13 protein-coding genes are annotated in these 12,879 nt (G+C 63.1%); 2 read left to right on the forward strand and 11 right to left on the reverse strand.

Annotated features, from left to right (window positions below):
• The first annotated feature begins 24 nt into the window (after nt 1–24).
• Nucleotides 25–918: a 2-hydroxyacid dehydrogenase gene (locus DK847_RS02570; RefSeq protein WP_161957111.1), complete on the forward strand. Its 894-nt coding sequence runs from the start codon at nt 25–27 to the stop codon at nt 916–918.
• Between the two features lie 10 nt (nt 919–928).
• On the opposite strand, the gene DK847_RS02575 is transcribed toward DK847_RS02570, so the two are convergent.
• The 3 genes from DK847_RS02575 to DK847_RS02585 form a co-directional block, all read right to left on the reverse strand.
• Complete coding sequence (locus DK847_RS02575; RefSeq protein WP_111196036.1) at nt 929–1,780, reverse strand: C40 family peptidase; 852 nt, start codon at nt 1,778–1,780, stop codon at nt 929–931.
• A gap of 9 nt (nt 1,781–1,789) precedes the next feature.
• Nucleotides 1,790–2,134: a MarR family transcriptional regulator gene (locus tag DK847_RS02580; RefSeq protein ID WP_111196037.1), complete on the reverse strand. Its 345-nt coding sequence runs from the start codon at nt 2,132–2,134 to the stop codon at nt 1,790–1,792.
• 76 nt (nt 2,135–2,210) lie between these two features.
• A complete protein-coding gene (locus tag DK847_RS02585) occupies nt 2,211–3,581 on the reverse strand; it encodes a leucyl aminopeptidase family protein (protein ID WP_111196038.1) in 1,371 nt (456 codons plus the stop codon).
• Between the two features lie 107 nt (nt 3,582–3,688).
• Between DK847_RS02585 and DK847_RS02590 the strand changes: the two genes are divergently transcribed.
• Complete coding sequence (locus DK847_RS02590; RefSeq protein ID WP_111196039.1) at nt 3,689–4,468, forward strand: tetratricopeptide repeat protein; 780 nt, start codon at nt 3,689–3,691, stop codon at nt 4,466–4,468.
• A 13-nt stretch (nt 4,469–4,481) separates the two neighbouring features.
• Here DK847_RS02590 and DK847_RS02595 read toward each other — a convergent pair whose 3' ends face one another.
• The 8 genes from DK847_RS02595 to DK847_RS02630 all read right to left on the reverse strand — a co-directional run bounded on the left by DK847_RS02595 (nt 4,482) and on the right by DK847_RS02630 (nt 12,856).
• Nucleotides 4,482–5,453 (reverse strand): type II secretion system F family protein, encoded by a 972-nt coding sequence (locus tag DK847_RS02595; protein ID WP_111196040.1) that lies wholly within the window; start codon nt 5,451–5,453, stop codon nt 4,482–4,484.
• A gap of 14 nt (nt 5,454–5,467) precedes the next feature.
• Nucleotides 5,468–6,478 carry a type II secretion system F family protein gene (locus DK847_RS02600; protein WP_111196041.1) on the reverse strand — a complete coding sequence of 337 codons (1,011 nt, stop codon included), beginning with the start codon at nt 6,476–6,478 and terminating at the stop codon, nt 5,468–5,470.
• 7 nt (nt 6,479–6,485) lie between these two features.
• Entirely contained in the window at nt 6,486–7,985 is a 1,500-nt protein-coding gene (locus DK847_RS02605) for a TadA family conjugal transfer-associated ATPase (RefSeq protein ID WP_245414498.1), read from the reverse strand.
• Nucleotides 7,985–9,241 (reverse strand): CpaE/TadZ family protein, encoded by a 1,257-nt coding sequence (locus tag DK847_RS02610; RefSeq protein WP_111196042.1) that lies wholly within the window; start codon nt 9,239–9,241, stop codon nt 7,985–7,987. The genes DK847_RS02605 and DK847_RS02610 overlap by 1 nt, the downstream gene beginning before the upstream one ends.
• Nucleotides 9,242–9,290: 49 nt before the next feature.
• On the reverse strand, nt 9,291–9,986 hold the full coding sequence (locus tag DK847_RS02615) for a CpaD family pilus assembly protein (protein ID WP_111196043.1): 696 nt from the start codon (nt 9,984–9,986) through the stop codon (nt 9,291–9,293).
• Nucleotides 9,987–10,000: 14 nt separating this feature from the next.
• Complete coding sequence (locus tag DK847_RS02620; RefSeq protein WP_161957112.1) at nt 10,001–11,458, reverse strand: type II and III secretion system protein family protein; 1,458 nt, start codon at nt 11,456–11,458, stop codon at nt 10,001–10,003.
• Nucleotides 11,459–11,466: 8 nt separating this feature from the next.
• Nucleotides 11,467–12,282 carry a Flp pilus assembly protein CpaB gene (gene cpaB / locus DK847_RS02625; protein ID WP_161957113.1) on the reverse strand — a complete coding sequence of 272 codons (816 nt, stop codon included), beginning with the start codon at nt 12,280–12,282 and terminating at the stop codon, nt 11,467–11,469.
• A gap of 88 nt (nt 12,283–12,370) precedes the next feature.
• Entirely contained in the window at nt 12,371–12,856 is a 486-nt protein-coding gene (locus DK847_RS02630) for an A24 family peptidase (protein WP_111196046.1), read from the reverse strand.
• Nucleotides 12,857–12,879: the final 23 nt, after the last annotated feature.

Raw genomic sequence — 12,879 nt, forward strand, 5'->3', positions numbered from 1 at the left:
CCCGTGGATGTGTGGACCGCCGCCATGAAGAAGGTGGCTCCCGACCTCGACGTGCGCGTCTGGCCCGACGGCATGGGCAATGTTGACGATATCGAATATTGCGCCGCCTGGCTGCCGCCGCCCGGCGTGGTGAAGAGCCTGCCGAACCTCAAGGTCATCATGTCGCTCGGTGCAGGTGTCGATGCGATCCTCAAGGATCCGACGCTTCCCGACAATATCCCGATCGTGCGAGTCAACGACCCGGACCTCACGGGTCGCATGACCGAGTACATCGTGCTGCATGTGCTGATGCACCACCGCCAGCAGCGCCGCATCGATGAAAATCAGAAGAAGAAGGTCTGGGACTCCTTCCCTACCCATGCCGCAAAGGACCTGAGTGTCGGGATCATGGGAATGGGCGTGATGGGAACCGACTCTGCGCTCAGGCTGCGCGACCTCGGCTTCCGGGTGGCCGGCTGGAGCCGTGGCCGCAAGGAGATTCCGGGAGTGGAAAGCTTCGCCGGCGAGGCGGAATTCGATGCCTTCCTCGCGCGCACCGACGTGCTCGTGTCCCTGCTGCCGGCGACGCCGGAGACTGACGGCATCATCAACCGCGCCACCATCCGCAAACTTTCCCGCAAGGGGCCCTTCGGTGCACCGATCATCATCAATGCCGGGCGCGGCCGGCAACAGGTGGCGGACGATATCCTGGCCGCCCTCGATGCGGGCGAATTGCATGCCGCCACCCTTGACGTTTTCGTGCCCGAGCCGTTGCCGCCCGAGAGCCCCTTGTGGACGCACCCGCGCGTGACGGTGACCCCGCATTGCGCGGCCGACAGCGACCCTGAGACGATCTGCGCCTATGTGGCGGAAAACATCCGCCGGCACCGGCGGGGTGAGAGGCTCGACAATCTCGTGGACCGCGCGCGGGGATACTGAACCGGCGCCGTCAGAACGCCATGCGCCGCACGCTCGTCACCTGGCCGTAGCGCGCGGCGATCCGGTCAACCGCATCCTCCAGAGGTTCGGCCACTACCATCATGTGATGGCCATTGGCGTGCAGGAGCGTGCGATCATCGACCATGATGCCGACGTGGCCGTTCCAGAACACGAGGTCGCCACGCTTCAGTCCGTCGAGGTCATTGACCAGCAGGCGCTCGCCCAGCGTCTGCTCCTGCATGTCGCTGTCGCGCAGCGCAGCTCTGCCGCAGGCCTCGAGCGACAGTTGCACGAGGCCGGAACAGTCGAGCCCCTGCACCGACTTGCCGCCCCAGTAATAGGGAACGTGCCGGAACATCTCGGCCACGGCCACAAAGTCGGTCTCGGCATCATGCACGGGCTTCGCATGCGCCGTGAAGATGAAGCGGCCGTTGGACAGCTGAGAGTAAACACCGCTTTCCGCCGTCACCGTCACCTGCGCATTGAGGGTGAGCGGAATGGCGGGCACAGCCTTGAGGTTGGGCTCCGGGTACATGAAGGTGGAGGGCACGGCAATACGGTGTGTGGGCGTCACCACATGGGGTGAGAGGGCATTGCCGTTCACATAGCCGACATAACCATCCTTCACCAGCTGCACCCAGGCCCAGCCCTCCTCCTCGAGGAAGACCTTCACCTCTTCGCCGAACAGCGCCTGGGTGAGTTGCATCGCGTCGAAGCGCGGCGCCTTGTGCACGGTGACGACGGGTTCGATCACCTGCATCAGCCGCGGCGCGACGAAGCGCTCGGCCTGAACCTGGCCCGCGAGGGCTGCGTCGGCGAGATCTTGTCGAAAGGCGTGAAGTCTGGGGTCGAGCGTGCTCATGCCCGCTCCCTAGAGGCTTTTCGCGTGATTGCCAATCGTGTCCGCCAGGCGTTCGAGATAGAGCGCGCCCTTCACCGTGCGCTGGACCAGAACGTTGCGGCGATCCTTCTCGTCCCGCCGGCGGCTGACGAGTTCGAGCTTGCCCATGGTGTCCAGCGCGCGGGTAATGACAGGCTTGGTGACGCCCAGTTTCCTTGCCAGGTCACGCACCGTGTGCGGCGGCGCCTCCAGATAGATGGTGAGGAGGATGCAGACCTGGCGGACCGACAGATCAGGCTCGTCGTCCCGCACCATGGCAAGGGCAACATCATGCCAGAGGGTGAGGGACTGGGCGGTGGACAACGCAACGGACATGAACAGCCTTCTAGCAACCGCTGTGGTTGTTTCGGGTCCGTTACAGTCTGGCGGGAAACCGTCGTTCTGGCAACCGCTATGTGGCGCGCTGGCGGATCACCTCGAACAGCGCCCGCATGGCCTGGGCCTCGCCCCCCTTGGGACGCCCGGGACGCGCCACCGGCGTCCAGGCGAAGACATCGAAGTGAACATAGGCCCTGGCCTTTTCCACGAAGCGCTTGAGGAACAGGGCAGCGGTAATCGACCCAGCAAAGCCCGAGTCGCCGGCGTTGTTCATGTCAGCGACGGAAGACTCGAACAGCCGCGTGTATGGCTGCCAGAATGGCAGGCGCCAGACCGGGTCATTCACATCGCGGCCGGCGCGCGCGATGGCATCGGCCAGGTTCTCGTCATCGGTGAAGAAGGGCGGCAGGTCCGGCCCCAGGGCAACACGGGCCGCCCCTGTCAGCGTCGCCATGTCGATGAGAAGGTCGGGCTGCTCCGCGTCAGCGAGCGCCAATGCATCTCCGAGAACGAGCCGGCCCTCGGCGTCGGTATTGCCGATCTCCACGGTGATGCCCTTGCGGCTCTTCAGTACGTCACCCGGACGGAACGCATTGCCGGCGATGGAATTCTCCACGGCGGGAATGAGCACCCTCAGCCTGACCTTGAGGTTGGCCGCCATGATCATCTGCGCCAGGCCCAGCACATTGGCAGCCCCGCCCATGTCCTTCTTCATCAGCGCCATGCCAGACGCCGGCTTGATGTCGAGGCCGCCCGTGTCGAAGCACACGCCCTTGCCGACCAGCGTGACCTTCGGAGCCCGCGCCGGTCCCCAGCTGAAGTCGATCAGCCGTGGCACGCGCGGGCTGGCCTTGCCCACCGCATGGATCATCGGAAAGCCCTTTTCGAGAGCCTTGCCGGTGGTCACCGTGAGCTTCGCCTTGCCGGCGCGGGCGACGGCGCGGGCCGCCTGCTCCAACTCGTCCGGCCCCATGTCGGAGGCGGGGGTGTTGACGAGATCGCGAACCATGAAGCTCGCCCGCGCTGCCCGCAACACGGCCAGGCGATCCACCCCCTTCGGACAGACCAGCTGTGCGGCCGAAGCCGCGCGCTTTCCATACCGCTCGAAGCCATATGATTCGAGGCACCAGCCCAGCGCAAACAGGTCAGGACGCTCCAGTGCTCCGCCCACCGTGTAAGCGCCCGCCGGCAGGCTGCGACACAGCTTTCCAAGAGCGAAGGGGTCACTGGTATCAGCGCCCACCAGCACCTGTGCCAGGTCACCCTTCTTTCCGGGAACCGGCAGAACGCGTCCTGGCTGCGCCTTGAAACCGTTTGTTCCTGCCCATCCGCGCAGATCATCCGCCAGTCCATGGCGCATCTTTTCCCACTCCGCGGCCGCAATGACTGTGACGGGAACTCCGCGTGCGCTGGGGCTCAGAAGAATGTTTGCTGGATCGGTCATTGCGAACTCCGGGTTTGGCCTCCCTTAACGCCTATTGCTCTCATGGTTAATCAATTATTGACCGTTGCGCGCCAAGGTAGCCGAACAAACCGGACTGGAGTTTCGTGATGCCGAGGGCCAGGCCCCGCGCCGCCATTCTTATCCTGCTGGCTTCAGCCGTGGCGCTGACGGGCTGCAACAAGACCATGAGTTCGCTGACGCCCGGCAGCAGCCTCAACACCGCCTCCACCACGCCCGTCTCGCTCGATGCGCTGGCGGAACTGGGCGAGAAGTGGCAGTCCAACCCCAAGGACGTGAACAAGGGACTGGCCTATGCCAATGGCCTCGAGAGCGTCGGGCAGAAGGATGAGGCACTGACCGTCTACCAGAAGCTCTACGAGTCAGCCCCAGGCAATGCCAAGGTGGCCGGACTCTATGGCCGCAAGCTGGTCTCCGCGGGCAAGGCCGACCGGGCCGTTCCAATACTCGAGGCCGCAGAACGCGGTGACACGGACTGGCGCATCATGTCGGCGCTGGGCACGGCCTATGACCAGCAAGGCTTGTATCAGAAGGCCCGCGAGCAATATGCCAAGGCCCTGGCTGCCGATCCGCAGAACCTCGCGGTGATGAACAATCTCGCAATGTCCTATGCGCTGGAAGGCAATCTCAAGCAGGCGGAAACCGAACTGCGCGCCGCCGACGCACTTCCCCGATCCAAGAGCGAACCGCGCATCCGCCAGAACCTGGCGCTCGTCGTCGGCCTGCAGGGCCGCTTCGATGAGGCCACGAAGCTCGCCCAGCAGGACCTGCCGCCCGAACAGGTGCAGGAGAACATGGCCTACCTCAAGAAGATGCTGTCGCAGCCCAACACCTGGCAGCAGATCAGCGCCGGCGGCAACCAGGGCTGAGCCCGGTATCTGGCTAGAGGTACTGCATGGCCTTCATTATGATGGGGGTCAGAATGACCACGAAAATGACAGGCATGAAGAACAGCATCATCGGTACGGTGAGGCGCGGAGGAAGGGCTGCGGCCTTGCGCTCAGCTTCCGTCATGCGCATATCCCGGTTCTCCTGCGCGAGGACGCGGAGAGCAGCACCCATTGGCGTGCCATAGCGTTCTGATTGTATGAGGCTCGTCACCACCGACTTCACCTGCGGCAGACCGGTACGCTTCCCGAGATTTTCCAGCGCCTTTCGCCTGTCCTGCAAGTAGGAGAGTTCTGCAACGGTGAGCGTCAACTCTTCCGCGAGGGGGACCGAGATCGAGCCGATTTCCTGCGACACACGCTGCATGGCGGGCTCGATCGCCATGCCGGCCTCGACGCAGATCAGCAGCAAGTCGAGCGCGTCGGGCCATGCCCGGCGGATCGAGGCTTGCCGCTTCGCCACGAAGTTGCGCACGAAGAGAAGGGGAACGTAGTTGCCGACGATGACGCCGGTGGCTGCCGCAGCAAGCCGCATCGGCGGTGGAAAGACGTCGCCAAGGAAGGCCGACACGTAGACAAAGGTCGTCAACCCCACCAGCAGCGGAGCGACCACCCTCGTCGCCAGATAGATGATCAGGTGCCGCTCACTCCGAAAGCCCGCCTGGCGCAGCAACTCACGCGAAGGTTCGGCTTCGAAGACCTTGCGAAGGCGCAGCAGGTCCACGAGCGTGGCGGCAGCCCCGGAGTTCGTGTTCTGCCGAAGGCGCGAATCGCCTTGCCCCTGTTTGGCTCGCTGCTGAAGGCGCATTCTCTCCCGCTCCACGCTCACCGCCTGCATGCGAGCCTTCAGGGGATCGTTCTGCAGCATGGGCGCAGCCACACTCAGCACCGCCGCGAAGGCCGCCAGCGCAAACAGCAGCGTGACCAGCAATTCGGGGCGCAGCAGAGCGGAGACTGATTCGAGCATCGCCAGGGCGCCTCTCAGATGTCGAAGTTGATCATGCTGCGCATCATCAGGATTCCAGCCAGCATCCATACCCCCGCGCCAGCCAGCACCATGTGCCCCGTCGAAGAGTAGAGCAGCGGGTCGAGGAACCCCGGGCTCATGAACAGCAGCGTACCGACCATGACGAAAGGGAGGGATCCGATGATGGCGGCCGAGGACCTTGCTTCCTGCGACATGGCGCGGATCTTGCCCTTGAGCTTCTTGCGCTCACGCAGCACTCGGGAGAGGTTTGCAAGAGCCTCGGACAGATTGCCACCGGACTTCGACTGAATGCTGATGACGATCCCGAGGAAACTCACTTCCGGCAGGGGGACACGGTCGAACATGCGCTCCAGCCCCTGGTCGATGGTGACACCAAGGCGCTGGCCTTCAACCACCTCCATGAACTCCGGGCCGAGGGGAGGACCTGATTCCGTTGCAATCACCCGCATGGCGTCAGACAGCGGCAAACCGGCCTTCAGGCCGCGAACCATCACATCCACGGCATCGGCAAGATCTTCCAGGAATATCTTCTGGCGTCGCTTGGCGGCGGAGAGAAGAAACCAGCGCGGCAATCCGAAAGCTCCGACAATGCCGCTGAGCACACCGATGTACCAAGGAAAGCCGAATAGCAGGGGAAGCACATACAGCACTGCGCCCGCAGCGCCTGAGATCATCCAGAATCTGGCAACCGAAATCGAATACCCGGCACGGCTGATCTGCAGCCGAAGCGGCACGGCGCCCTTTTTCTGGCGCGCCCTATCGTCGATCTGCTTCAGCGTATCCTGAAGCTTCGCCCGACGCTTGTCCTTCTGGTTGTCGATGAGTTGTGAAGTTCGGGGGCGGCGGCGGGCTTCGCCGGATCGTGCGTTCGTCACCAGGTTCCGCACCCGGTCTTCGCCCTCTGCCGGGACGAGATAGGGAAAAATCAGCGCAAGGATGACCCCGCCGACGGCAATCGCCACCAGGACAAGAAATAGCAACTCCGTCCGGTCAAGGCCGAACATCGCGACATCAGCCTCCGTCGCCCTGGACTTCAGCCAGCTCGAGTGTCTCGGCCAGCCGCCGTTCCTCGTTGAAATAGCGGGCCCGATCCCAGAAATGGGGCCGCGAGATGCCCGTGCCACGGTGGCGTCCGATGACCTTGCCGTTGGCGTCTTCACCTGAGATTTCATAGACCATGAGGTCCTGGGTGATGATCACGTCACCCTCCATGCCGACCACCTCGGTGACGTGGGTGATACGTCTTGACCCGTCACGCAGGCGTGCCGCCTGAACGATCACGTCGATGGAGCCGCAGACCATTTCCTTGATCGTCTTGGATGGAAGGGAAAAGCCACCCATGGTGATCATCGACTCGATGCGCGAGAGCGCCTCGCGGGGGGAATTGGCGTGCAGTGTTCCCATCGACCCGTCATGGCCGGTGTTCATCGCCTGCAGCAGGTCGAACGCCTCCGGACCGCGCACCTCGCCGACGATGATCCGTTCAGGGCGCATGCGAAGACAGTTCTTCACGAGGTCCCGCATGCTGATCTCGCCTTCACCCTCCAGATTTGGCGGACGTGTTTCGAGCCTCACCACATGCGGCTGCTGCAGTTGCAGTTCTGCCGCGTCCTCACAGGTGATGATGCGCTCATCGTTCTCGATATAGGCGGTGAGGCAGTTGAGGAGCGTTGTCTTGCCCGAGCCCGTGCCACCCGAAATGAGCACATTGCAGCGAACCCGCCCGATGATCTCGAGCAGAGTTGCGCCTTCACGGGTAATCGAGCCGAAGCGCACCAGGTCCGGCAGCTTGAGGCGATCCTTCTTGAACTTGCGGATGGTGAGGGCGGGACCGTCGATCGCCAGGGGTGGCACGATCACGTTCACACGTGAGCCATCCAGAAGGCGAGCGTCACAGATCGGGCTCGCCTCGTCCACGCGGCGCCCAATCTGGCTCACGATACGCTGGCAGATGTTGAGGAGTTGCGTGTTGTCCCGGAACCTCACGCCAGTCTTCTGCACCCGCCCGGCAACTTCGATGAAGGTCGTCCCGGAGCCATTGACCATGATGTCGGAGATGTCGTCGCGTGCCAGCAACGGTTCGAGCGGCCCAAAGCCCAGAACGTCGTTGCAGATGTCCTCGAGCAATTCTTCCTGCTCGGGAACCGACATCACCACGTCCTTCAGCGTGATGATCTCGCTGACGATGTCACGAATCTCATCACGCGCCGCGTCGCGGTCGATCTGCGACAGCTGGGTGAGGTCGATCGCATCGATCAGGGCGTTGAAGATGGTGCTCTTGATGTCGTAGTAGTTGTCGGAACGCCGTGCCCCATGACCGATCTCCAGCCGCGGCGCCGCAGGTCCGGCAGGCAGCCCAGGCTGGGCGCTCCGGTCCATCACGGGGTTGCGCTGGCCCTGCCCGGACGAGAACAGCTGCTTTCCTGCTTGCCCGCCAGACTCGGAGGATCCGGGCTGGACCGGTGCAAGGACATCCTTTGAAGGGCTGTCGCCCGAGCGCTTGCCGAACATCACTTCTTACCCCTCATCATGAACTTCTTGAGGAACGAGTTGCCGGCCGGGGCCGCCTTCGCGGGCTTGTCACCCCCCAGGCTGCGCGACAGGCCGCGGATCGCCTCAGCCGCCTTGCTGCGGGGCGCCAGTTCGAGCAGCATCTTTCCGTTGTTCAGCGCAGCGCCGAAGTTCTGCGGGTCGAATGGGATTGCTCCGGCGAGGTCGATGCCGATGGCCTTGCGGAAATCGGCAGCGGCAATCTCCGCACGCTTCGGAATGCCCACCTGGTTGAGAATGACGGTGGGCGGCGGATCGTTGGGCCGGGCGAGTTTCAGCATGTCGGCAAGCGCGCGCGTGTTGCGGAGGCTCGCCAGCTCCGGCTCGGCGGTGATGATGACCTGGTCGGCATGGAGCAGCGTGAACCTGACCCAGGGTGCCCACAGGGCCGGAACATCAACGACGATGAGCGGCACACTTGCCCGCATGGATGTCAGCACAGCCTCGACGGCATGCGCCTCAATGACGAAATCCTTGTCAACGCCACCTGGCCCGCCAAGCAGGCTCAGCTTTCCACCAAGCCGCACCAGCAGGCGATCCAGCAGCTGCGTGTCTACGCGCTCGGGCTGCGCGAGGGCTTCCATGATGCCCCCGCTGGCATCGAGATTGAAGTCGAGGGCGGCCGTGCCGAAGGCCAGGTCGAGATCGACGATAGCGGTCTCGACATCACGCGTGCGGGATAGTTCCCACCCGCAATTATGAGAAATGGTGCTTGAGCCGACGCCACCTTTCGCACCGACGAATGCAATCACGCGGCCAATGGGAACGGCCTTCTCGCTGCGATAGAGTGATGCAATGGTATCGATGAGTTGCAGGGGCGAGACTGGCGCCACCACGTATTCGCTGACGCCACGGCTGATGAGTTCGCGATAGAGGATCACGTCATTGACATGACCGATGATCACGACCTTGGTCTCGGGCTGGCAGACTTCCGCCAGGGCGGTGAGGCTGGACAACAGTTCCTCACGCGCTGCACCGGTTTCGACGATCAGGAGATTGGGCGTCGACTGCGTCTGATAGAGCCGGATGGCCGCCGGGAGACCACCCGTCACCACCGTGGCATGGGCACGCGCCATGCGACGGTCGGTGAATGCGGCCTGGAGGCTCTCCACCGTCTTTGGCAGTTCGCAGAAGGCCTGAATGTTGATCCGCGGCACCAGAGCGACCGGAAGGCCATCCGGACCACCACGCGTATTGACTTCATAAGGGCGGGTCATCACGAGATGCGCCTCGATGCGGGCTGGAGGGAAGGCATGGCTGTGATCATCAGTTGCTGGATCCCGAAGAGTTGGAAGAGACCGTGGAGTCTTTGATCGGAGCCTGCCACTCGCCGGAGAGATACTTGGTCATCGCCGGATTCTGCGCCGCGCTCCATGCCGGGGTCATTTCCCTTGGGTGCTGCAAATCCTCCGGATTGGCGATCATGGCGGCGAAGTTCTGCTGGAAAGCGCAGCCGAAGTTCGGCCCGGAATCATTGAACTGGCTGCCGCGCATGTTGCTGGACCAGTCGCCGCACGGTTTTGTTTCCGCAACTTTTCTTGCAAAAGTAAGGGTCACGTTGCTCCCACCGCCGTCATAGGGTGTGACGAGAACCGCCTGCCGCGCCATGCCTTCCTTCACGAGCACACCGGCCGCGTGACCTGCAACCTGCCTTGCCAGCTTGTTGCCAGCCGGATAGGACACTGTGACTGGCGTGGTAGCGCTGGCCCGCGCCTGGCGGCCAAAGCGGGAGATTTCGCCGATTTCCGCGGCTTGCAAGCCACCGTTCGTCACCGGCACGGTGAGCTTTACCGAACGCTCCACCACCTTGATGGGAAAGTTCTCGTCGACGCTCTGGGGCACGTAGACGTCATCGAAGCTGGCCAGGTTCGGGGAGCACCCAGCGGAGAGGACGGCGGTGGCTGCGAGCAGGCCCGTGGCGGCCATGCGGCTGCGGAGGCGAAGTATGTTCCTGATCTTCATTGGTTTGCCTGCCTCTATTCGACGATGTGGCCGACGCTGCCGTGATAGGTGCCCGCGGCCACGTCGTTCGCCGCGTCCGGCAGGCCATAGATCTTGTTCAAGCGCCCGAGGAACAGTTGCTGCAGATCGGTGGCGTTGTTGTAGCGGTCGATCGGGGTGGCTGTCTGATCCGGGTTGGCGGGGCCGACGACATAGGGCGTCACGATGACGACGAGTTCACTCTGGTTGCGCTGAAAGCTCTGGCTCGAGAACAGCGCACCAAGAATGGGCAGTGAGCGCAGGCCCGGCGTATTGTTGATCTTCTGCAGCGAGACGTTCTTGATAAGGCCTGCCAGCATCATCGAGCCGCCGGAGGGAAGCTCAATCGAAGTATTAGCATTCCGGAAGTCGATGATCGGCTTTTCACCGAAGGGGTTTTCCGCGAGGTCGCTGACCTCGGTGAAGATGCTGAGCGCAATCCGGCCTTCCGACAGAACCGTCGGTGTGAAGTCCAGCGTGATGCCGTATTTCTGGAAATCGATCGTGCAGGCATAGTAGGGGTTGTTCTGTTCCGGCGCGTCGCAGACGGAATAGGGATACTGTCCACCGGCATGAAAACTGGCGGGTGCGCCGGAGACAGCTGTCAAGGTCGGCTCAGCCAGCACCGTCGCCAGGCCGCTCGCCTCGAGGGCGCGGATCGTCGCGGAGATGTCCACCGGGCCGCCCGGGATATTTGCAACGCCGTCGAGGATGCGTTGCCGGCTTACCGGATAGGTGTCGTTTATCCACTTGAAGTTAAAGGCTCCGGCCGTAATTGAGCCATCAAGATTGATGCCCAGCTGCTTCAGCAGCGTGCGCTTCAGCTCGACCACGCGCACCTTCAGCATCACCTGGTTGCTCTCGGCGATCTTCAGCAGGTTCACCACGGACTGATCGTTTCCACCATAACTTCGGATGAAGCGCCGGGCGAGGTCCTCAGCCATCTTGCCCTGTTGCGTGTCGGCAACCGTGCCCCTCAGAACGACACTGTTGCCCGTGCTGTCGACAGTGATCGCACTGCCCGGAAGAGACCGGTCGAGAAGCGCCTTCAGCGCCACCCCATCGATTGCCACCTCGAGATTGAGCTGCAGGATCTGGCGCCCTGCCCCATCGAGGAAGAAGACATTCGTCTGCCCCAGGCTGCGCGCGAAGAGATAGGCCGTGCTGCGGTTCTTCAGGTAGACGTCGACCATCGCGGGATTACCGACGATGACGTCCTTGATCACGGCCGGCAGCTTGAGCACGGCGCTCTTCTGCAGCCCGAGCCGCAGCGAGCGTGCGGCCTGCGGGGCACTGAGATCGATGGTGCTGCCCGTTTCTGCCGCTGCTGCGTGCTGCTGTGACGTTTCGACGCCAATGAGCATGACCAGCGTGAGGGCAAGGCCAACCATGCCGAGGTGCCGCCTCAGGATGGGCTCAAGCGTGGATGGCAGGAATGAAAGCTTGCGCGTCATCAAGGTCCTCATTTTCCGGGGATCGTGCGCTCAAAGCCGTAGCGGATGATCAGTGTGCCGGCTGCCGCCCGGCGGGGGTTGCGGAATTCGTCTGACAGCATCGGTGTGTCGTCGGGGAGTCCGTTGGGCCCCACTTCGGACAGCGATCGCAACAGCAGCGACACAGTGCCCGAAGCATCGACCTTGGTGAGGATCTGGGCCTGGAGCGGGTCGAGTTCGAGCACTGCCGTCCGGCCGCCCGGTATGCTTGGGTCGTCGCCGGCGCGCAGCGTCTGGTTGATGGCGAGCACCTTCACATTGGTCAGCACCGTCTCGGTTGCGGGGACCTTGATGCCGTTGCGGCCGGTCACCTGGCGGGTGAGAAGGACGTCGACGCGGTCATTGGGAAGGATGAAGCCGCTGACCGACGTGGTTTCGTTGATGGGAATGGCAATTGCCCGCATGCCCTCGGGCAGAATGGCGCTGACAAACCCCCGGTCGCCTGGACGCACGATCTTTGCCGCGACGATGGGCTCACCCGCCACCATGGACTGGCGGGCGCGCGCCTGGGCCATCATGTCCAGCGCATCGGGTGCTGCATCCTTGGTGATCATGTCTGGTGAAATCGAGTCGCGGGGCCAGGGCCGCCATTCGACCGCGAAGTTGCCGAGCTGCTCGCCCTGCAGAAGATTTCGGGCAGCGACCAGGACATCCGTCTTGGCCGTCTTCTCGATGACAACGGGCTGGCTGACCTGCGGAGCCGGTGCGCGCCGCAGCAACCCGGCCGACAGATAGGCGGCCAGCAACGCCGCAAGCAGCGCCGCCGCGAGGAGTATGAGCCGCATCCTGTTCATCGTGGAGAACCCGTAAGGTACCAATATGGAGACATTTGGCTACCTTGAGGTGTATTCGTCAAATTTGCGTTAACTATGTTTACCCGCCTGCAGCCCGCATCATCCAGCTGAAGGGCGTGGCAAGAATGGCGCCAGCCGCGAGGGCGAAGCCATAGGGAACCTTCGGAGAAAGCTGCCGGAAAGCGTCTCCGGCAGCACTACTCCGGGCAGACACTTCGAGCTCGAGAAGCACGAAAAGCGCCATGGCAGCAGCCAGCAATGCGCCGGAGATTGCCGTAAGTCCGATGAAGAGAATCGAGGCCGGAAAACCAAGCCACAGTCCGGCTGCGGCCATGAGTTTCCCATCCCCGGCACCCAGAATACCCAGAGCGAAAAGAACGAGGCCCGCAACGAACAATGACGCTGCGGTGGCGCCGTGAACAAGCACAAGCCACCACGGCATGCCGGCGATCAGCGCGAGAGGGAAAAAGGCGACCACAGAGAGAATGACGAGGCGGTTTGGAATCCGCCTCGTCATCACGTCCCTGGCTGCGGCCAGGACCATGATAAGGGGAAACAGGAGCATGGCGACATCACCAGCCACTGACC

The sequence above is a fragment of the Aestuariivirga litoralis genome (assembly GCF_003234965.1).
GTDB lineage: Bacteria > Pseudomonadota > Alphaproteobacteria > Rhizobiales > Aestuariivirgaceae > Aestuariivirga > Aestuariivirga litoralis.

What these genes read in the sequence shown, in the direction of transcription:
- DK847_RS02570 (WP_161957111.1), top strand. Translation starts at nt 25, where the DNA reads ATGAAGAAGGTGGCTCCCGACCTCGACGTGCGCGTCTGGCCCGACGGC.
- DK847_RS02575 (WP_111196036.1), bottom strand. Translation starts at nt 1,780, where the DNA reads ATGAGCACGCTCGACCCCAGACTTCACGCCTTTCGACAAGATCTCGCC.
- DK847_RS02580 (WP_111196037.1), bottom strand. Translation starts at nt 2,134, where the DNA reads ATGTCCGTTGCGTTGTCCACCGCCCAGTCCCTCACCCTCTGGCATGAT.
- DK847_RS02585 (WP_111196038.1), bottom strand. Translation starts at nt 3,581, where the DNA reads ATGACCGATCCAGCAAACATTCTTCTGAGCCCCAGCGCACGCGGAGTT.
- DK847_RS02590 (WP_111196039.1), top strand. Translation starts at nt 3,689, where the DNA reads ATGCCGAGGGCCAGGCCCCGCGCCGCCATTCTTATCCTGCTGGCTTCA.
- DK847_RS02595 (WP_111196040.1), bottom strand. Translation starts at nt 5,453, where the DNA reads ATGCTCGAATCAGTCTCCGCTCTGCTGCGCCCCGAATTGCTGGTCACG.
- DK847_RS02600 (WP_111196041.1), bottom strand. Translation starts at nt 6,478, where the DNA reads ATGTTCGGCCTTGACCGGACGGAGTTGCTATTTCTTGTCCTGGTGGCG.
- DK847_RS02605 (WP_245414498.1), bottom strand. Translation starts at nt 7,985, where the DNA reads ATGTTCGGCAAGCGCTCGGGCGACAGCCCTTCAAAGGATGTCCTTGCA.
- DK847_RS02610 (WP_111196042.1), bottom strand. Translation starts at nt 9,241, where the DNA reads ATGACCCGCCCTTATGAAGTCAATACGCGTGGTGGTCCGGATGGCCTT.
- DK847_RS02615 (WP_111196043.1), bottom strand. Translation starts at nt 9,986, where the DNA reads ATGAAGATCAGGAACATACTTCGCCTCCGCAGCCGCATGGCCGCCACG.
- DK847_RS02620 (WP_161957112.1), bottom strand. Translation starts at nt 11,458, where the DNA reads ATGACGCGCAAGCTTTCATTCCTGCCATCCACGCTTGAGCCCATCCTG.
- cpaB (WP_161957113.1), bottom strand. Translation starts at nt 12,282, where the DNA reads ATGCGGCTCATACTCCTCGCGGCGGCGCTGCTTGCGGCGTTGCTGGCC.
- DK847_RS02630 (WP_111196046.1), bottom strand. Translation starts at nt 12,856, where the DNA reads ATGCTCCTGTTTCCCCTTATCATGGTCCTGGCCGCAGCCAGGGACGTG.